The organism is Rhodococcus sp. S3, from assembly GCF_058211795.1.
Window position 1 is genome coordinate 211617 of the sequence record NZ_CM177074.1, and the last position, 19686, is coordinate 231302.

A 19686-nucleotide genomic window follows, 5' to 3' on the forward strand; every position below is an offset into this window, starting at 1 on the left:
GTGTCGCCCCTGAGCATCACTTCCGTTACTCGCGCCCCACCCGTCACTCGTAGACGCGCATCGGCGCGGGCTTCCACAGACCCGACCGCGTCACCTCGGTGGTGGTCAGTTCGGCCGGCTGCGCATTCGGGTAGAAGCGCACGTACCGCTCCACCGAACCCCAGTCGCGACCCCAGTCGTTCTCCAGGTAGGTGGGCACCTGCTCGGGCCGCGCCAGGACCTCCGCGAAGCCGAGCGGACCACCGTTGTCGGCCGACTGCCAGGTGTCGGTCGACGACACCGCGAGCGGACGGTCGGGGAGGACCCGGTAGTTCGGCATCTCGGCAACGCCGGCCCAGTGGTCGAACGGCCGCTGGCACGGGAACTGCAGGCCCACGGCCCAGTCCAGCAGGAGCGGCTGATCGGAACCGAGCTGGGAGTCGAGCCGCTCGAGGGTCGGGACGCGCGGCGGCGTGAACGCCAGCCACTGGTCGCCGGTGAGGTTGGGGTCGTTCGCGACGATGCGGACGGCGTCGACGTCGTCGGGCAGGTCGGCGAGCGGCACACGCAGGTTCCGCCACGACGGCGCGGGGCCGATGTCGCGCGGCAGGTAGGTGCCCTTCGCCTCGACGCTGCCGTCGGCCTGGCGGGTGCCGTACTCGACGAGCAGCGACTGGCCGTAGGTCAGTGCACCGGTGTCGTCGTACGACCAGATGCGACCGGCCGCGGAGATGATCACCAGCGGCGTCTCGTCGGTGATCTCGGGCAGGGCGTACCAGCTGGAGGTGAGTGCGGCGGGTTCCTGCACACCCTCCTGGTAGCTGCCGAGCACCGGGGTGACGGCCGGATCGAGCCCGAAGGGCAGGCGCACGGTGCTGCCGTTGACCGTCTGCGCACCGGAGCCGCCCGTGGTGCCGCCGCCCGCGCCGGTCTCGAAGGTCGGGCCGACGCTCTGGTTGTCGGTGTTGCCCTGGCCCGGCTTGACCTCGACGTAGTCGGCGGTCAGATCGGACGGCACGCCGTCGGGAGTGAAGCCGCGCGGCGCCGCACCGGCGAGCGGGTCGTCGTTCGCCGGCGGGTTGGCGGGATCGATGATCGGTTCGAGGCGTCCCTCGTTGGGGTCGGACTCGACGAGCACGTCGTTCGCGAGACCGCAGGTCTGCCCGGCGACCGCCCCGATGTTGGACCGGGCGAGCGAGTACGCCGGGTACTGCGACACCGCGCCCTTGAGCAGCGACAGCACCTCGAACAGCACCATCACCGCGGCGACGACCGTGAGCGGAGCGGCCGCGAGGGCGCGGATCCGCCGGCCCTTCTTCGTCTCGGGCGACTCCGGCGGCGGCGCGTAGCCCTCGCGGAGGTACTGCCACGCGACGAGCACCAGGGCGAGACCGAACAGGACCAGGAACAGCGAGCTGGACTGGTAGCCGCTCAACGAGACGGTCTTGTCGAACCACGGCACGCCGTAGCTCGAGACGTACCACCAGCCGTTGATGCCGGCGAACGACACCGCCAGGACGAACAGCAGTCCGGCAAGGAAGATCGTGCGGTTGCGGCGCGACCGCAATGCGCTCGCGGAGACCACGACGGCCGTGACCGTCGCGAGCGATCCGGCGATGCCCGCGTACGCCCCGAAGTGGTGGGTCCACTTCGTGGGGTTGAACATCATGAAGAAGATCGTGCCGAAGACGATGCCGAGCAGACGCCAGGTCGGGCTCACGGCGACGCCGGGGATCCGGCGGCGGCGCAGCAGCACGAACAGCGTCGTGAACAGGCACAGCAGCATCGTGAGGAACGCGAAGCGGCGCGGCAGCGACCCGTCGACGGTCTGCACCATCAGGTAGTAGTAGCGGAGGAAGTCGTTCCACCACTCCTCGTTGGGGCCGATGATGGTGCGCACGCGGGTCGCCTCGAGGACCGCGGCGAGGGTCTGGTCCGAGAACACCACGACGAGCACGAGCAACCCGGCGGCACCGATCGGTGCGAGCAGCGGCAGGGTGCCGACCTCGCGGTGACGGCGCACGATGATCCGCGTCATCGGCCGGATACCGGCGATCAGGGCGGCCACACACATCAGGCCGGTCGGTGCCGCGGCGAGCGTGAACGCGCCGACGACCACCGCGGTCGCGGCGGGCAGCAGACGACCGGTCGCGATGGCGCGTTCGATCGAGCACCAGGTCAGCAGCGCACCGAGGGCGACGATCGGCTCGGGCCGCAGACCGTTGTTGTAGGGGAGCCAGAAGGCGAGGAAGACCAGTCCGCCGGTCCACAGCGCGATGCGGTTGTGCCGCACGGCCCGGCCGAGACGCGGCACCACCTCGCGGCTGATGACCATCCAGCACAGGATTCCGGCGATCAGTGCCGGGATGCGCATCCACGGGCTGGCCGCGGAGATCTTCGCGAACGCCGCCAGCACGTCGTAGTACCAGCCGAAGGGCGCTTCGGGGACACCGAACCAGCGGAAGTAGTTGGCCATGTAGCCGGAGTTCTCCGACACCCGGGCCATGGTCAGCAGGTAGCCGTCGTCCGAGGTGTTCGCGCCGAAGAAGTGCCAGCCGACGAGCGTGAGGACCACGACGACGTCGACGCCGGTGAACTTCCACCAGCGGGCCGGCAGGAAACGGCGGTGTCCGCGACCGTCCGTGCCGTCGAGTTTGGCCAGCGCGCCGAGCGCGAGTGCCGTCGACAGCACCGCCAGGATCATCGCGAGGGACTTGACCAGTGTCGGCGACGACGTGAACCGGGAGTCGACATCGACGGTGACGTCGAGGCCGGGAACCGCGGTCGGCAGGTCGCTGAACACGCCGACGACGAGCGGCCGCAGGTCGCCGGTGAGCTCACCGGACCGCGGGTTGCCGTTCTCGTCGGAGAGGCCGACGAACTCGGCGGTGGTGCGTTCGGAGTCGGAGAAGATCTGCAGTTCGCTGCACGCACCCGACTCGACGTCGGCGCGCGGCGCGGTCGCGACCACCACGTTGCGGTCGAGCACGTCGACGTTCTCGGCGCCGACCCGCACGAACATCGCGTTGAGCGCGGCGTCCTGCCCGTTGGTGGGGGCCGTCGCGAGCAGCATCCCGCCGTCACCCGGCATCTCCGCGACGGCGCTGCACGGCACGGTGGCGCGGAACTGGAGGGGGACCTGCGACATCAACGGCAGTTCGACGTCGGTCGCCGCCGCGTCCTGCGGCCACGACATCGTCGCCTCGGTCACGCGGACCGGGAGGAACGGTGTGGCCAGCGCCAAGATCATGCCGAGCAACCCGGCGACGACGGCGACGAGTCGCGCGGTCCGGTACCGAGTGCGAAGGTCCTCGCCCATCGACCGTGGGGCGGTCGGAGCGGGCGCGGGTGAGGTCGTCACGTCGTCGGGCACGGGAGTCGATGGTATCCGGCGACGTGGTGTGACGGCACTCGCCCTTACTCCAGCAGGACCGGGACCCCGTCACGGATGCGGCCCGGCGACCACAGGCCGGAGCGGGTCGTCACGTCGGTGGTGACCTCCGCCGGGGAGGCATCCGGGTCGATCGGGCGGTACTGCTCGAGCGATCCCCAGTCGCGATCCCAGTCGTGGTTCAGATAGGTGGGGACGGCCTCGGCGTTCAGCAGAAGCGGGATCCAGCCGAGCGGTCCACCGCCGATGTCGTCCTGCCAGCCGTTCGTCGCGTCGGCCCCGACACGGTCCGGGAGGATGCGGTATTCGGGGACCTCGGCGACACCGTTGCGGTGCCCGAACGGTCGCTGGCACGGGAAGGCGAGACCCACCGACCAGTCGATGAGGACGGGGGCGTCGGATCCGACGACCTCCTGCAGGGTCTGCATGCGCGGCATCCGCGGCGGCGTGACCGCGACCCACTGATCGGGGGAGAGGTCACCGTCGTCGACGACGATCCGCACGGCGTCGGCGTCGGCCGGGATCGCGTCGCTCGGCACGCGCAGGTTGCGCCAGGACGGCGACGGGCCGATGTCGATCGGGGCGAGCGTGGCCAGCGGCGTCACGTCGTCCCCGGACGACGAACCGAACTCCAGCAGCACGTCCTGACCGGGGGTGATGACGCCGTCCGGGTCCACGTAGCGGACGCGTCCCGCCGCGGTCACGACCAGCAGCGGTGTCTCGTCGGTGCGCTCCGGCAGCGCGTACCAGCCGGATTCGAGCTCGGCCGACTGCTGCGCGCCGGAGCGGTAGCTGCCGAGGACGGGCGTGGTCTGCGGGTCGAGGCCGAAGGGGAGCTTCACGGTGCTGCCGTTGATGCCTTCGTCGCTGGTGCGACCGCCCTCGGTGCCGGCGCTGGTGGAGGTGGTGGTGCCGCCCTCCTCGCTGTCGACGGTGTTGGCGCCACCGGTCGTGGTGGTCTCCGCATCCGCGGTGAGGTCGAGCGCCACGCCGTTCGGGGTGAAACCGACGGCCGTGCCGGCGCCCAGGGCCTCGCCCGGATCACCGTCGAGAGGCTGCAGCATCGTCGCGTTCGGGTCGGACTCGACGAGCACCTCGTTGGCGAGACCGCAGGAGTTGCCGGTCAGGGCCGCCGCGTTCGACTTGGCGATCGAATACGCCGGGTACTGCGAGACCGCGCCCTTGAGCAGCGACAGCACCTCGAACAGCACCACCGCCGCCGCGACCAGCGTCAGCGGCGCCGACGCCAGGGCCCGCACCCTGCCGTTGCGGTCGGGCCGCGGTGTCGTGAACGGCTCGCGCAGGTGGAACCACGCGGCGAGGAGCAAGGCGAGCACCGTCAGGCCGAGCAGCGCCGTGGAGAAGGCGTAACCGGAGATCGACGGCGGCTTGTCCCACCACGGGATGCCGTAGCTCGAGACGTACCACCAGCCGTTCGAGCCGGTGAACGCCATCGCCAGGACGAACAGCACCCCGGCGGTGAACAGCGCCCGGTTGCGGGCCGATCGGATGCCGACCGAACCCACTCCGATCGCGGCGAGCGCAGCCACCGACGCGGCCAGGCCCGCGTACACACCGAAGTGGTGCGTCCACTTCGTCGGCGTGAGCATCATGAGCAGCAACGACGCGAAGACGATGCCGAGGATGCGGCGCGACGGTCCGATCGCGGTGCCCGGAATGCGGCCCTTGCGCAGGATCAGCATCACGCACACGACCAGGCACAACAGCATCACGAACACACCGAACCGGCGGGCCAGCGAACCGTCGGGGGAGACGGTGAGCAGCGCGTCCCAGCGCAGCCGCTCGTCGAACCACGGCACGTTCGGGCCCACGGCCGAACGCACGCGGGTCGCTTCGAGGACCGACGCGAGCGTCTGGTCGGCGAAGACCGCGATGAGCACGACGGTGCCCGAGGCGAGGATCGGCGCGAGGGGCGCGACGACACCGACGAGATGCCGGCGCGCAATGAGCACCTTCACCAGCGGGCGCATCCCGGCGACGAGCGCGGCCACCGCGATCAGGCCGGTCGGACCGGCAGCGAGGGAGAAGGCCGCGATGAGCACCGCGATCGCGGCGGGCAGCATGCGACCGGTCGCGATGGCGCGTTCGATCGAGCACCAGGTCAGCAGTGCACCGACCGCGATGATCGGCTCGGGGCGCAGACCGTTGTTGTAGGGGAGCCAGAACGCGAGGAAGACCAGCCCGGCCGTCCACAGCGACACCCGGCTGTGCCGGACGGCGACACCGAGCCTGGGGATGACCTCACGGCTGATGACCATCCAGCACAGGATCGCCGCGATCAGCGTGGGCACGCGCATCCACACGCTCGACGTCGACACCTGCGCGAACACGACGAGCACGTCGTAGAACCAGCCGAACGGCGCCTCGGGCACACCGAACCAGCGGAAGTAGTTCGCCATGTATCCGGCGTCGCCGGACACTCGCGCCATATTGAGGATGTAGCCGTCGTCCGAGGTGTTCGCGCCGAGGACGTGCCAGAGCAACAGAGTGCCCACGACGATGGCGTCCACAAGGGTGAACCGCCACCAGCGAGCCGGCAGGAACCGGCGCGCGCGGCGCCCGTCGATCCCGTCCAGGCGATGCAGCGCGACGAGGGAGACCAGCGTCGCGAGCGCGCACACGATCATCGCGAGGAGCTTGAGCACCGTGGGGGTCGAGGTGAACCGCGAGTCGAGCTCGGCGCGCACCGACAACCGTTCCGTGGAGTCGTCACCGCCGGGTTCGAAGGCGCCCGCGGGGCCGGTGAGGTCGCTGAAGACACCGACCATCTGCGGTCGCTCGTCGCCTTCGAGCTCGATCGCGACCGGCGGGTCGGAGCCCACGATCTCGGCGGCGGTGCGTTCGGAGTTCGATGCGACGGTCACCGCCGTGCACGGTTCGTCGAGCGGCGCCGAGACGAGCACCGAGTTGCGCAGGACGGCCTCGACGGTGCCGGGGGCGCCGTCCTCACCGGGTACCGCGCGGATCACCAGGCCCTCCGCCGTGGCGTCGGGGGAGCCGGACGGGATGGTCGAGACGAGCGTGCCGCCGTCGGAACCGAGCTGCGCTGCTGCCGCGCACGGCACGCTGGCCCGCAGCGTGAGCGGGGCGTAGGTGACGAGCGGCGCCTCGACACTGTCGATGCTGCCGTTCTGCGGCCATTGCAGTTCGCCGGTCTCCTGCCGGACCGGCAGGAACGGAAGGGTCAGAGCCAGCACGAACCCGAGCAGTCCCGACACGATCGCGACGATCCGCGCTGTGCGGACGCGCGATGTCGGGTCGGACGAATCGGTTTTCCCGGGCGAAGCGGTATCGGCTGGCACAAGCGTCGATGCTAGGCGAGTCCCGTCACGGTCCGGGCTCGTGCCGCTCCGCTCGCACTACTCGTGGGTACTCCGCGGTTCTGTCCGACCACGTCCGGAGCCGTACCTCCCGCCACTAGCATCGCTGTCTATGAAGACCTCCACCCCGATCGGGCGCGCTCTGCGCGCGGCGGGCATCGGGGAGGTCTGCGACGACTCGACCACGCGCGCGCTGTACTCGTCCGACGCCTCTCTCTATCGCGTCCCACCACAGGCCGTGGTGCGCGCCCGATCGATCGACGACATCGCCACGACCCTCGACGTGTGCCGGCGCGAGGGTGTCCCCCTCACCTCCCGCGGCACCGGCACCTCCCTCGCGGGCAACGCCGTCGGACCCGGCGTCGTCATCGACTTCTCGCGTCACCTGAACCGGGTGCTCTCCGTCGACCCCGAGACCCGGACCGCGCGGGTGCAACCGGGGGTCGTGCAGGCCGAGCTCCAGCGCACCGCGGCACCGCACGGTCTGCGCTTCGGCCCCGATCCGTCCACCCACAACCGATGCACGATCGGCGGGATGATCGGCAACAACGCGTGCGGGGCGCGGGCGCTCGGCTACGGCCGCACGTCCGACAACGTCGTCGCGCTCGAGGTGTTCACCGGCACCGGGCACCCGCTGACGCTGCCCGGCGAGGATCCGACGCTCGAGCCGCTGCGGGAGATCGTCGCGCGCGATCTCGCGACCATCCGCACCGAATTCGGTCGCTTCGGCCGGCAGGTGTCGGGCTACGCACTCGAGCATCTGTTGCCGGAGAACGGATTCGACGTCCGGAAGCTGTTCGTCGGCAGCGAGGGCACCCTCGGGATCACAACCGAGGCGACGGTGCAGCTGGTCGCCGACCCTGCCGTCCGCACAATGGTCGTGCTCGGTTATCCCGACATCGTCGCCGCCGGCAACGCCGCGCACGGACTACTCGGGTTCCGGCCCACGGCGTGCGAAGGACTCGACTCGCGGATCGTCGACATCGTCCGGCACCGGCGCGGGCCGGAAGCAGTACCGCCCCTGCCGTCGGGTGCGGCGTGGCTGTTCGTCGAACTGGCGGGTGACGACGCCGACGAAGTGCGCGACCGGGCGAAGGCGCTCGCGCACGCCGCAGCCGCGACCGACGTCCTGCACGTCGAGGACCAGGCGCGGGCCGCCGCGCTGTGGCGCATCCGGGAGGAGGGGGCCGGCCTGTCGGCGAGAAGTCCGAAGGGACTGCCCGCGCACGCGGGATGGGAGGACGCCGCCGTCCCCGCCCACCGCGTCGGCGACTATCTCCGCGACTTCGAGGAACTGCTCGCCGGATACGACGTCACCGGCTATCCCTACGGGCACTTCGCCGACGGATGCATCCACATCCGCCTCGACATCCCGCTCGAGGTTCCCGGCCTGTTCCGCGAATTCCTCTTCGAAGCAGGCAAACTCGTCGCCGAGTACGGCGGGTCGATGTCGGGGGAGCACGGCGACGGCCGGGCCCGGAGCGAACTGCTGCCCCTGATGTACTCGCCCGACGCGCTCGCGCTGTTCGGCGCCGTGAAGTCGGTCTTCGACCCGGAGAACATCCTCAATCCCGGAGTGCTCGTCGACCCGCGTCCCGTCGACGTCGACCTCCGCGTCCCGGCCGCACGGAAGGTTCGTGAGGGTCTGGCCTTCCGCTATCTCGAGGACGGCGGCGACTTCACGCAGGCAGTCCACCGGTGCACGGGGATCGGCAAGTGCCGCGCCGACAACACCGGCACCGGCGGAGTGATGTGCCCGTCCTTCCTCGCGACCCGCGAGGAGAAGGACTCCACCCGCGGACGAGCCCGGGCACTGCAGGAGATGCTCAACGGTCACCTCGTCGACGAGTCGTGGCAGTCGCCGGAGGTGCACGAAGCGCTCGAGCTGTGCCTGTCGTGCAAAGGATGCCTGTCGGACTGCCCGACCGGGGTCGACATGGCGACCCTCAAATCCGAAGTGTTGCACCAGACCTACCGGGGACGACGACGGCCCGCCAGTCACTACGGTCTCGGCAGACTGCCGCAGTGGGCGGCGATCGCCTCCCGCGCGCCGCGTGCCGTCAACGCTCTGACCCGGATCCCGGGCGTCGCCCCGCTCGGCTTGACCGTCGCCGGTCTCGATCGACGCCGCCACGTTCCGGCGTTCGCTCCTCGCACCTTCCGGAAGTGGTTCGCCGACACCCTCCCGCAACGATCCCGCACGGGCGACCCGGTGTTGCTGTTCGTCGACACCTTCACCGAGTACTTCACCCCGGAGATCGGGGCCGCCGCCGTGCGTGTCCTCGAGACCGCCGGATGCAGCGTGCACATTACCGACGAACCCCGTTGTTGTGGGCTGACGTGGATCACCACCGGCCAGCTCGACCAGGCCCGGAAGATCGTGGGCCGCACCGTCGCCGAACTCTTCCGCAGTGGCATGCCGATCGTCGGACTCGAACCGTCGTGCACCGCTGTCCTGCGTTCCGACGCGGTCGAACTGCTCGGGTCCGCGCCCGCGCGTCTCGTGGCCGACAGCACCACCACCCTCGCCGAACTCCTCGCCGACTGGGAACCGCCGTCGCTGGAGGGGACACGGATCGTCGCGCAACCCCACTGCCACCATCACGCCGTCATGGGCTGGGGTGCCGATGCCGCCCTGCTGCGGCGTGCGGGTGCCGACGTGCAGCGACTCGCCGGCTGCTGCGGCCTGGCCGGGAACTTCGGCGTCGAACGCGGGCATTACGACGTGTCGGTGGCGGTCGCGCGGACCCAACTGCTGCCGGCCGTCGAGGCGGCATCCGACGACGCGGTGATCCTCGCCGACGGGTACTCGTGCCGTACCCAACTGAGCGACCTCACGACGCGGCGCGGCACGCACCTGGCGGAGTTGCTGGCCTCACGACTGCCGTAGGGAATCGAGGCGCTCGTCGACGACGATGCTCACACCGGATGCGGTCAGTGCCGTGGCGGTGAGCCCGAACATGCGCAGGAAGGTGTCGCTGAAATGGGACGGCGACACGAACCCCGCCGACATCGCGGCCGAGGTGAAATCTCCTCCCTCCGCGATAGTCCGGGCGACGGCGAGCATGCGGAGCCACAAACGGTAACGACGGAAGCTCGTGCCGGTCTCCCGTCCGAACAGTCGCAGGAAGTACGGCGTCGAGAGTGATTCCGCCCGTGCGAGATCGGTGGCGCTGCGTTCGGACGACGGATCGGATCGCATGCGTTCGACGGTCCGCGCGATCCGCGGGTCCAGGCGCCGTCGGGGCGGTCCCGACGCCGTCGCGGTGATGGCAACGCCGTCCGGAGCCGGCGCCTTGCACAGATCGATCAGTACGGACTCCTCACGATGACCGATACGGAACGGACCGCACCGATCCGATCTCCAGACCTCGTGCTCGCGGAGATATGCCTGGTTCACGTCCGCGTAGCAGAACAGGATCCTGTTCGGTGGAGGAGACACCACTCGGTGGACCAATCGTGGCGGAACCAGGGCACTGCGGGCGCTGATCTCCGTTCCGTCCTCGGCGGTCAGCGTGAACGGGGCGTCGACACCGACGACCACGCAGTACACCGACGTCGAGTGCGGATCGAGCTCGAGAGACGGGCCGAGATAGGCCGCTCGTCCGGGCCATACCCAGAGCATCGGATCCGGTGGCGATGAATCCGGAACAGCGCACGTTTCCGGAAGCGCGGCGGAGGCCATGCCGCGAGTCTAGGAGTGTCCGTCCCGAAGCCGGTGGTCTTCACCGATTCGGTCCGATCACGAAGCGAAGGAGTCGGAATGCGTTCATCGAGGATCGGTTCGCTACTCATGGCAGGAGTCGGCGTCGCTCACCTCGTTCCTGCGACGGCGGTGGTGTCGCGGCGGCGGGTCGAGGGTCTGTACGACGTCGACGCGAGGGACCGGAACGTCGAACTGCTTCTGCGGCACCGTGCGACCTTCTTCGGGCTCGTCGGTGCTGCGCTGCTCGCCGGTGCGGTCCACCCGCCCTACCGGTTGCCGGCCCTGCTGGCGGGGGTGCTGTCGCTGGGGTCGTTCGTCGGGCTCGTCGAGGCGGCCGGTCCTGCGAACGAGGAGCTCACCCGCATCGTCCGGGTCGACGTCGGTCTCCTCGGTGCCCTGGCCGGTGCGGCGGCCCTCACCCGGTGATCGACAGCGCTCACCCTCTGCTGTGTCGCCCTCTGGTGCGTTCGCTTCGGGTGGGGCGCGGACCGAGTTCGTAGGGGATCTTCAGGATGTGGCGGGTCTTGGCGTCGATGTCGCAGTTGCCCGACGCAATGGAATAAAGGATTCCGTTGTAGACCAGGTCCCACAGATCAGGGTTGCGCTGGATCTCGTTGATCTTGAACGAATGGATCTCGTTGCCGTGTACATCTTTCAAACGAAGAACGCGGTTGTAGCCGTCAGCGGAGAACTGGATGCGGGTGAGTTGGTAGGTGTCGACCCAATCTTCGCGCCATTGAACCCAGTTGATACCCGCTGCGGTCCAGTGATTCCCGATGCCTCGAAACAACAGCATGGCACTTCCGATGATGATGACCCACATGATCCACCAGTGGATCCAGCGGAAATCTCCGTTGATGACGGTGAGGTACACGATCAAGATTCCCGTTATCAGCAGTGCGCTGATGTATTTATCGCGGACGGTGGGTTGGAGCCATTCGAGGGTGGGGCCGAGATGGTCCGGTGCATCTGGTGGGTTCCGTGGGCTGCGGTCGTGCGGTGTGTATTCCGTTCCGTGGTAGATGCGGGGCGCCCGGGGTGGGCGGGGTTCGCTTGTGATCGAATCCGGCATCGGTGGTAGATCGATGGGGTTCACCATCTGCGGCGTCGTCCTCTGATGCGTTCGCTTCGGGTGGGGCGCGGCCCGAGTTCGTAGGGGATCTTCAGGATGTGGCGGGTTTTGGCGTCGATGTCGCAGTTGCCGGAGGCGACGGAGTGGAGGATGCCGTTGTAGACCAGGTCCCACAGGTCGGGGTTGCGTTGGATCTCGCTGATCTTGAACGAGTGGATCTTGTTGCCGTGTGCATCTTTCAAACGGAGAACGCGGTTCGGCCCGTCGGCTGAAAATCGTATGCGGGTGAGGTGATAGGTGTCAACCCAATCGTCGCGCCACTGCACCCAGGTGGATCCGACTGCGGTCCAATGGTTTCTGGTGGCGCCGAACATCACCCACGCACCCACAGCCATGATGACCCACATGACCCACATGTGGGTCCAGCGAAGGCCTCCGTCGACAAGGGTGAGGTACGCGACCGAGATGCCCACGATGAAGAGCGCGCTCGTGTACTGGTCACGGGCGGTGGGCTGGAGCCATTCGAGAACGGGTCCGAGATGTTCCGGCGCTTCCGGAGGCTTCCGTGGGGATCTGTCGGTCGGCGTGTGCTCGATTCTCTGGTAGATGCGTGGCGCACGGGGTGGTCGCGGCTCTCCGGTGTTTGGATCGGGAATCGCGGGCAGGTCGGTTGTATTCATTTATGTCCTCAGAAGAGATTTCCCACCCAGCGCGCCGCGGAACCGGCAGCGCCGGAGATATCGTCCCAGTGTTCGATCACTTCGCCCACACCGAACGCGACACCGACCCCGGCGCCAACAGCGAGAAGGGTGCCGGACCGCCTGCTGCACTCGCGAGTATCAACTCGGTCGCTACGGTTCCGGCGACGAAACCACCGACATCCTTCGCAACCGCTTTGACTGCGTCTCCGGTGGTTTCGGCATTTGCTACATCGTAGGCAGTCTGAAGTCCGGTGAGAACGCCTCCCACGACGGGCACCTTCGAGCCGAACTGTGCCAATGCCGAACCTTTTGGTAAATAGTCGCCGGCGGTGCGACCGAAGGATTCGATGAATTTGTTGTCACCGAGCCCCGCAAGCAAGCGAGAGTTCTCCGCAGCGAACCGCGCTGCATCGTCCGCTCCGCCCTGGAAGGCTCGAACAGCCCTGGCGGCTGTTGCTTCAGGGTACGGATCGCCAAGTCGCGCCGCTTCGGCAGCAAGCTCACGCAGCCGGGCGAGGGTCGCACCTCGCGTAGCGGCTTCGTTGCCCCATTTCGACAGCTCGGAGACTGTCGTCGCTATGTATCCGCCCACGGTATGCGCCAAGAGCCATTCCCACTGGGCTTCTGCGTCCTTCAGGATCGTCGTCGGCCCGCGCAAGGCTTCTGCGAGCGCGCTGTGCGCTCCGGTTCGGCCGCGCGACCTTCCGCAACGAGCCCCGCAGCCGCCTCGTAGGCTGCGATCTGCTTCGTCCGAAAAACCTGGGGTGCGATGTCGTACGAGTTCGGATCGACGTTGAGTGGCTCACCGATCCCGACGCCGAACTCCACGGGAATACCGGCTTCCGCCGCTGTCGCCTCGGCCTGCGACATGCGTGACCGGGCGGTGACGAGTCTGTCGGCGAATGCGCGCAGGGCAGCGGCGATCACGTCGATCTGGTCTGCGGCCTCGGTCGTCCCCGTGATGACGCGGTCGAGCGTCGTGCGGAACGCATCTCCCGCGGGGCTTCTGAATTCGTACTCGGACTCGGTGCGTCCGTCGCGCGCCACCTTCAGTCGGTCGTGCACACCCGTGGCGAGGGCAGTGAGCGAATCCGCGCATGCGTAGCAGGAGGTGGGGTCGCCGAAGACTCGGGTGTCGAGGCTCATCTCTCACCGGCCTTCGCCATCTCCTGAGCAGTGTGCGACTCGGCGTCCTGGTAGGCGCGCAGACTGTCCTGGGTGGCGTCTGCTGCATCGGCCAGCGACCGGACCGCCGCGTCCAGCGCGGAAGCAATCGACCCGAGAGCGTCGACGAGCAGTGCGGTGGCGGCACCCGCGTCGGGTATCGGTGCGGGATCGGATCCGAGCTCGTCGATTCCCATTGCTCCGGTCGCCAGGAGCTTCGCGACCGTGTCGAGGTCACCGATGTCGATGCTCACCGGGTCGCTCTCCTGCCGAGCGGGTCCTCGAACGGACGGTCGTCGTCCTCGATCGGGGGTGGCGGTGGTTGTCGGCCGTCGAGCAGGACCACGTCGTACCCGGTGGTCCGGTGGATCTCCTGCAGCCCTGTGCTGTCGACGCCCATCCACGGCTGCTGCGGTCCGCAGCAGCGGGCCAGTTCCTTCGGTGAGGTGTAGGCGGGCAACGCCAGCCGGCCGTCGGGCAGTGTGCGCATCTCAAGCCGAACGTGCCCGGAACTGTCGCGGCGTCGGATCGGCACATACAGAACGTCGCTCATCGAATCCCCCGATTCCGTCGTACCCCCCGTACGACTCGCCGAGACCCTACCGCAGCCGCGATGAGTTTCCGGCTCCTGCCCGGTCGGTATCTGCGACAGCACCGCTGCCCACCTACCAGGAGGTCGTCATGAACACCTTCACCCCGTCCACCACCGGCACCCGCGACGACACCGCCGCGGCACCCTCACGCACCGCCCGCATCGCAGGCCTGATCGTCAGCGGCCTCGTCGTCCTGTTCCTGCTGTGGGACTCGATCATCCACATCGCCAACGTCTCGCAGGTGCAGGAAGCCATGGCCGATCTCGGATTCGATCCGAGCCTCAACCGCGTGTTCGGCGTGGTCCTGCTGATCTGCCTGATCGCCTACGTCCTGCCGCCCACCGCGATCCTCGGTGCCGTTCTGCTCACCGGTTACCTCGGTGGTGCCGTCGCGACGAATCTGCTCACCGAACAGCCGATCGTCAGCACGACCCTCTTCCCGATCTACACCGGCATCTTCGTCTGGGGTGGATTGTGGTTGCGCGACATCGGAGTTCGTCGGATCATGCCGATTCGCCCGTCGCGGTGACGACGACGAACGGCCCCACCTCGGTCACGGTGAAGCGGGGATCGTCGAAGAGTTCCTTGGGGAAGGTCACCGTGTACCGCCGCACATTGGGATCGTTCGGGTAGACGTCCTCGGCCAGACGCAGCGTGTAGCCCTCGGCGCCCTGCCGGAAGACGACGGCGTCGGGGGCTCTCCACGGCAACTCCTCCCAGGCGGCGAGCAGTTCGTCGGGGGAGGAGAGTTCCGACCACTCCTCGATCGCTGCGGCCCGCGCGGAGAACTCCGCCAGCGGGTTGGCGTAGTGCGAGGTCAGGGCTTGGAAACCGAAGTACGGGTAGTAGGCGAGGAAGGACGTGTCGGCCGTGAGAACGACGTGGTCGTCACGCTCGGCGCCCAGCTGGGACAGCAGGACGTCGTCCACCTCGGCGTAGTAGGACGCGGCTCCGGCGGGTCGCTGGTCGGCGCGTTCGCCCGACCCGTCGGTATCGGTGTAGGCGACGGTGATCTCGCCGGCGAGTACCTGCGGAATGTTCTGCGCGAACGCCAGCGCACCCAGAGCCCCCACTGCCACGAGCACCCGGCGCACGCGCGGGTTCTCGCTGGTGGCCAGGCTGATCCACCGCGAGAAGTCGACGAAGGCGAATGCGCCTGCCGCAGCGAGCAGTACGAGCAGGATCACCTCGAGCCGGAACGCGAGCAGGGTGTTGCCCACGGCGGTCGACGCCATCGACGCGAGGTACCAGAGGTAGACCGCGATCACCCCGAGGCCGAGCGCCTGCGCCCGATGCGACGACGACGCCCGGCCCACGAGCCACACGGTGCCCAGCAACGACAGCAATCCGATCAGGGACATGTGGAACATCGGCAACGGCAGTCGCGCACCGGCATCGGGGAGATAGTGGGTCGCGGTCCCGGACTCGGACGGGGGATTACCGCCCAGCACGTCGAACACGAACGGCGCCCACACGATCAACGCGACGAGCACCGCGATCGACGCCATCACCACGAGACGGACGAGCACCGGAAGGACCGCCCGCCACGACCCGGTGGCGCGACGCGCGAGGTACGCCGCGACGACGGCCATCACCGTCACCGCGAACGCCGCGATACCGAGATAGAGGGTGTAGAAAGTCGCGGCGAGACCGAGGAACAGACCCGTCCCCACGACGGCACCCCAGCCCTGTCGTCCCCGGCCACCGCGTGTAGCGGGCAGGAAACCACCCCAGGCCAGCACCAACGCCGGCGCGACCAGCACCGCGATCACCGCTCCGTAGGGCTCCGGCGAACCGTAGGCCAGCACGACCAGCGTCGTCGCGGTAGCAGCGAGCACCGCCAGATCGGAGCGGACCAATTCGGACCACAACACCAGGGCGACGACCGCCGCGACCGCCAGCGAACCGATCGCATACGGCTTGAACGCTTCCCAGCCATCCATACCCAGCAGATTCGCGACACGGCCACCGATCCAGAACCACCCGGCCGGATAGAACGACGGCAGGTCGGCGTAGTTCATGTCGCGCAACGCCGCGCTGTCCGTCAGCCGCGTGAGGAACTGGGTGCGGAACTCCTGATCGACGGAGATGCCGTGCAGATAGAGGCGGGTCGCGGCCAGCGGCATCCCGAGGGTCGCGGTGACCAGGCCGGACAGCGCCGCCCACGACAACACCCGCGCCCCCGTCACCCATCTACGACGACGCAGCAGATAGATCGACAGGCCGAGCACGGCGAGCGCCGCGAACTGCATGACGGTGGTGACGGCCTGCGTCACGTTCGACGAATTGAACGCCGGCCACTGCACGCGGTCGAAGGCGAACAGCCCCACCGCCGCGACGAGTGCTGCGACGAGCGCTGCGCAGACGAACTGCACGAGCGTCGAGACGGCACGGCGTAACGGGGCTACTGCTACAGGAGTGTCGGCGAGCACCCCACGAGCATAGAGATGCGTCCGCGAGACGAGTGGCGGCCCGATCCGCGCCGCAAGAACGCCGCCGTCCACGGGTCGGGACCTTCATCCTGGAAGTTGCGTCGGGAAACCGGGCCATCGGTACGGCCCGGGGAATCCGAACGAAAGGCTCAGATCATGACAGGTAAAGCGGTTCGTGCGGCCCTTGCAACACTCGCGACGGCACCTCTCCTCGTCTTCGGGCGGCGCAGGCCTCGGCGTATCCGGTGATCGAACCGGGTGCGCCCGGCGGTCCCATCGACGGCCGGTTGTACGACCACCACGGCGTCGATCCCTACCAGTGCATCGTCCTCGGGACTCCGGGTGTCGGCTACGCGACGAACGAGGCGGGACAGGACGGCACCGTGAACGGCGTCTTCGTGAACGAAGGGTCGATCAACCACTGGTGCTACGGGCCGCCCGGGATGATCCACAGCGGAACCGGCTACGTCCGGTAGACCCCGAAAAGACGACTGCCCCGCCGGAACGGGTCCGGCGGGGCAGAGGGTGCACGTCTGTCAGATCGGCAGCTTGCGGAAGATCGCCCGCGGCAGGTGACGTAGCACGATCATCACGAACCGGAAGGTGCCCGGCGCCCAGACGATCTCCTTGCCGCGATCGGAGGCCGCGACCGCGAGCTTCGCGACGTCCTCCTTGTTCACGGTGAGCGGGGCCTCGTCGACGTGCGCGCTGAACTGCGTGCGCACCTGGCCGGGGCGCACGACGGTCACGCGCGGACCGAACGGACGCAGCGCCTCGCCGAGTCCGAGGTAGAAGCCGTCGAGACCGGCCTTGGTGGAGCCGTAGACGAAGTTGGCGCGCTTGACGCGCTCGCCGGCGACCGACGACATCGCGATGATGCGGCCGAAGCCCTGCGCCTTCATCCTGTCGCCCACCAGCACACCCACGGAGACGGCGGCCGTGTAGTTGACCTCCGCGACCCGCACGGCCTTGCTCTGGTTCTGCCACAGCTCCTCGGCGTCGGCATCCAGACCGAAGGCGACGATCGCGATGTCGACGTCGCCGTCCTTCCACGCCTGGTCGATGACGGCCGGGTGGCCAGCGGTGTCGAGCGCGTCGAAGTCGATCAGGTCGACCTGCGTCGCACCCGCGGCCTTCGCCTGGGCGACGGCGTCCTCACGACGCGGGTCGCCGGGCAGGGCCGCGAGGATCACGCGGGCCGGTGCCTTGCGCAGGTACTCCTCGACGATGGCCAGGCCGATCTCGGAGGTGCCACCGAGCAGCAGCAGGGTCTGGGGGTTACCGACGGCGTTGATCATCAGTGGAGTTCCAACCTTCTGGACATATCGGAGGCGAAGACGTTCGTGGGGTCGACGGAGCGGCGCACCTTCAACCACTCGTCGATCCGCGGGTACATGGCGTGGAAGGTCTCCGCGTCGGTCCGCGAATCCTTCGCGGTGTAGAGGCGGCCACCGAACTCGAGGACCCGCTTGTCGAGTTCGCGCACGAACTCGTTCAGGCCCGGCTTGATCCGGAAGTCGACGCAGATGTTCCAGCCTGGGATGGGGAAGCTGAGCGGAGCCTTGTTCCCTTCACCGAACAGCTTGAACACGTTCAGGAACGAGTGGTGTCCCGAGGCCTGGATGTCGCGGATGATCTTCTTGAACTCGTCGACCGCTTCCGGCGGCACCACGAACTGGTACTGCAGGAACCCGTTGGGTCCGTAGCCGCGGTTCCACTCCCCGAACAGGTCGAGAGGGTGGTAGAACGCCGTCAGATTCTGGACCTGGTTGTCGGCGTTCTTCGTCTTCCGGTAGTACAGCTCACCGATCACCGAGAAGTTGAACTTGTTGGCCAGCCCGTTCGGGAATACATCGGGCAGGGTCAGCAGGGTCGGCGCGTCGAACTTGAGCGGGTCCTTCTGCAGCTTCTTCGGCAGCTGGTCGAGCTTCGCGAGGTTGCCTCGGGAGACTGCGGCGCGGCCGAGCTTCGGCTCCGGCGAGATGGCGTCGAACCATGCGCTGGAGTAGTCGTAGTTCGCTTCCGAACCGTCGCTGTGCAGGGCGATCGTCTCGTCGAGCGATTCGGTGCGGCGACTGTCGGCGATGAAGTACGCCGTCTCGGTGGGGGTCATCTCGATGGTCGCGCGGAGGATGATGCCCGTCAGACCCATGCCACCGACGGTCGCCCAGAACAGCTTGGAATTGCGTCCGGTGGGCGTGCACGTGCGGACCTGGCCGTCGGCCGTGAGCAGGTCGATCGACTTCACGTGGTTGCCGAAGCTGCCCGCGCTGTGATGGTTCTTGCCGTGGATGTCGGAGCCGATCGCACCACCGATCGTCACCTGGCGGGTGCCCGGCAGCACCGGAACCCACAGGCCGAACGGCAGGGCGGCGCGCATGAGCTGGTCGAGGTCGACGCCGCCGTCCACCACCACGCGCCGCGAGTCGCGGTCGATGCTGTGGATCTTGTTCAGCGCCGTCATGTCGATGACGAGCCCGCCGGCGTTCTGCGCCGGGTCGCCGTAGGAGCGCCCGAGCCCGCGTGCGATGACACCGCGACGCAGGTGCGACGGCTTCGACTCGTTGTCTTCCGCGACCCGCGCGACCGCCTCGGCGATCACTTCGACGTCGGGGGTGGACAGCACCTCTGCGGTGGTCGGCGCGGTGCGCCCCCAGCCGGTCAGGGTGCGGGTCTGGGTGGGGAGCGGCTCGCTCGCCTGCTCCGTAGCTGTCGTGGACATCGGGGTAAAGGCTACCCGTGTGTCCTGGTCACCCGGCAAGATGCTGTTCCTCACGGGCGTTACCCTCGTCTGCGTGCCGGAATCCCACGACCATGTGCAGCCGCTGCCGGAGCACCACGCCCCGCTGGCTCCCGAACTGCCGTTGACCGATTCGACGGCCGACGAGGCGCTGGACCTGAAGACGCAGCTCACACGGTTCGTCCTGACCGGCGGGTTCTCGGCGATCGTCGACTACGGCCTGTACGTCCTGCTCATGGCACTGGGCGTCACCCGCGACGTGGCGAAGGCCCTGTCGTTCGTGGCCGGCACCACCACCGCCTATTTGATCAACCGCCGCTGGACCTTCAAGGCCCCGCCGAGCCGGGTCCGTTTCGCGGCCGTGGTGGTCCTGTACGCAGTGACGTTCGCCGCACAGGTCGGCATCAACCGCGTACTCAACGAAGCCCTCGGCGACGAGTGGTGGGTCACGCCCTTCGCCTTCGTCGTCGCCCAGGGCACCGCGACGGTGATCAACTTCGTCGTCCAGCGGGTCGTGATTTTCCGCCTCCACTGACCGATCTGGTGTTCTCGACGGCGCATAGCGAG

General features: G+C 68.3%; 17 protein-coding genes. 5 read left to right on the forward strand and 12 right to left on the reverse strand.

The window, feature by feature from the left end; genetic code table 11:
- Window positions 1-43: 43 nt before the first annotated feature.
- Together AC0LPE_RS00990 and AC0LPE_RS00995 are read right to left on the reverse strand one after the other, a co-directional pair.
- Complete coding sequence (locus tag AC0LPE_RS00990; RefSeq protein WP_490605446.1) at window positions 44-3352, reverse strand: arabinosyltransferase domain-containing protein; 3309 nt, start codon at window positions 3350-3352, stop codon at window positions 44-46.
- Window positions 3353-3396: 44 nt separating this feature from the next.
- Entirely contained in the window at window positions 3397-6693 is a 3297-nt protein-coding gene (locus AC0LPE_RS00995; RefSeq protein ID WP_088896818.1) for an arabinosyltransferase domain-containing protein, read from the reverse strand.
- A gap of 130 nt (window positions 6694-6823) precedes the next feature.
- Here AC0LPE_RS00995 and AC0LPE_RS01000 point away from each other — a divergent pair, with 130 nt between their 5' ends.
- A complete protein-coding gene (locus tag AC0LPE_RS01000) occupies window positions 6824-9601 on the forward strand; it encodes an FAD-binding and (Fe-S)-binding domain-containing protein (protein ID WP_490605447.1) in 2778 nt (925 codons plus the stop codon).
- On the opposite strand, the gene AC0LPE_RS01005 is transcribed toward AC0LPE_RS01000, so the two are convergent.
- Complete coding sequence (locus tag AC0LPE_RS01005; RefSeq protein WP_490605448.1) at window positions 9587-10336, reverse strand: helix-turn-helix domain-containing protein; 750 nt, start codon at window positions 10334-10336, stop codon at window positions 9587-9589. The genes AC0LPE_RS01000 and AC0LPE_RS01005 overlap by 15 nt on opposite strands.
- A gap of 138 nt (window positions 10337-10474) precedes the next feature.
- Here AC0LPE_RS01005 and AC0LPE_RS01010 point away from each other — a divergent pair, with 138 nt between their 5' ends.
- Complete coding sequence (locus AC0LPE_RS01010; RefSeq protein ID WP_143543535.1) at window positions 10475-10843, forward strand: phosphopantetheine adenylyltransferase; 369 nt, start codon at window positions 10475-10477, stop codon at window positions 10841-10843.
- 10 nt (window positions 10844-10853) lie between these two features.
- Here the strand turns inward: AC0LPE_RS01010 and AC0LPE_RS01015 are convergent, their stop codons facing one another.
- The 6 genes from AC0LPE_RS01015 to AC0LPE_RS01040 all read right to left on the reverse strand — a co-directional run bounded on the left by AC0LPE_RS01015 (window position 10854) and on the right by AC0LPE_RS01040 (window position 13907).
- Window positions 10854-11516 (reverse strand): hypothetical protein, encoded by a 663-nt coding sequence (locus tag AC0LPE_RS01015; protein ID WP_490605449.1) that lies wholly within the window; start codon window positions 11514-11516, stop codon window positions 10854-10856.
- Entirely contained in the window at window positions 11510-12169 is a 660-nt protein-coding gene (locus AC0LPE_RS01020) for a hypothetical protein (protein WP_490605450.1), read from the reverse strand. Before AC0LPE_RS01020 ends, AC0LPE_RS01015 begins: the two co-directional genes overlap by 7 nt.
- Window positions 12170-12245: 76 nt before the next feature.
- The gene (locus tag AC0LPE_RS01025) at window positions 12246-12848 is read right to left on the reverse strand and encodes a hypothetical protein (RefSeq protein ID WP_490605451.1); all 603 of its coding nucleotides are present in this window, start codon (window positions 12846-12848) and stop codon (window positions 12246-12248) included.
- Window positions 12824-13237: a hypothetical protein gene (locus tag AC0LPE_RS01030; protein ID WP_490605452.1), complete on the reverse strand. Its 414-nt coding sequence runs from the start codon at window positions 13235-13237 to the stop codon at window positions 12824-12826. Before AC0LPE_RS01030 ends, AC0LPE_RS01025 begins: the two co-directional genes overlap by 25 nt.
- A gap of 95 nt (window positions 13238-13332) precedes the next feature.
- The gene (locus AC0LPE_RS01035) at window positions 13333-13608 is read right to left on the reverse strand and encodes a hypothetical protein (protein ID WP_019290342.1); all 276 of its coding nucleotides are present in this window, start codon (window positions 13606-13608) and stop codon (window positions 13333-13335) included.
- Window positions 13605-13907: an SAV_915 family protein gene (locus tag AC0LPE_RS01040; protein WP_019290341.1), complete on the reverse strand. Its 303-nt coding sequence runs from the start codon at window positions 13905-13907 to the stop codon at window positions 13605-13607. The genes AC0LPE_RS01035 and AC0LPE_RS01040 overlap by 4 nt, the downstream gene beginning before the upstream one ends.
- A gap of 128 nt (window positions 13908-14035) precedes the next feature.
- Between AC0LPE_RS01040 and AC0LPE_RS01045 the strand changes: the two genes are divergently transcribed.
- On the forward strand, window positions 14036-14476 hold the full coding sequence (locus AC0LPE_RS01045) for a DoxX family protein (protein ID WP_059382146.1): 441 nt from the start codon (window positions 14036-14038) through the stop codon (window positions 14474-14476).
- On the opposite strand, the gene AC0LPE_RS01050 is transcribed toward AC0LPE_RS01045, so the two are convergent.
- Window positions 14451-16379, reverse strand: a complete 1929-nt coding sequence (locus AC0LPE_RS01050) for an arabinofuranosyltransferase (protein ID WP_490605453.1) — start codon at window positions 16377-16379, stop codon at window positions 14451-14453. The genes AC0LPE_RS01045 and AC0LPE_RS01050 overlap by 26 nt on opposite strands.
- A gap of 245 nt (window positions 16380-16624) precedes the next feature.
- Here AC0LPE_RS01050 and AC0LPE_RS01055 point away from each other — a divergent pair, with 245 nt between their 5' ends.
- Window positions 16625-16855 (forward strand): hypothetical protein, encoded by a 231-nt coding sequence (locus tag AC0LPE_RS01055; RefSeq protein ID WP_490605454.1) that lies wholly within the window; start codon window positions 16625-16627, stop codon window positions 16853-16855.
- 60 nt (window positions 16856-16915) lie between these two features.
- Here AC0LPE_RS01055 and dprE2 read toward each other — a convergent pair whose 3' ends face one another.
- Window positions 16916-17677, reverse strand: a complete 762-nt coding sequence (gene dprE2, locus AC0LPE_RS01060) for a decaprenylphospho-beta-D-erythro-pentofuranosid-2-ulose 2-reductase (RefSeq protein WP_490605455.1) — start codon at window positions 17675-17677, stop codon at window positions 16916-16918.
- The gene (gene dprE1 / locus AC0LPE_RS01065; RefSeq protein WP_145691287.1) at window positions 17677-19101 is read right to left on the reverse strand and encodes a decaprenylphosphoryl-beta-D-ribose oxidase; all 1425 of its coding nucleotides are present in this window, start codon (window positions 19099-19101) and stop codon (window positions 17677-17679) included. Before dprE1 ends, dprE2 begins: the two co-directional genes overlap by 1 nt.
- A gap of 19 nt (window positions 19102-19120) precedes the next feature.
- Here dprE1 and AC0LPE_RS01070 point away from each other — a divergent pair, with 19 nt between their 5' ends.
- On the forward strand, window positions 19121-19654 hold the full coding sequence (locus AC0LPE_RS01070; protein ID WP_226950042.1) for a GtrA family protein: 534 nt from the start codon (window positions 19121-19123) through the stop codon (window positions 19652-19654).
- Window positions 19655-19686 lie beyond the last annotated feature (32 nt).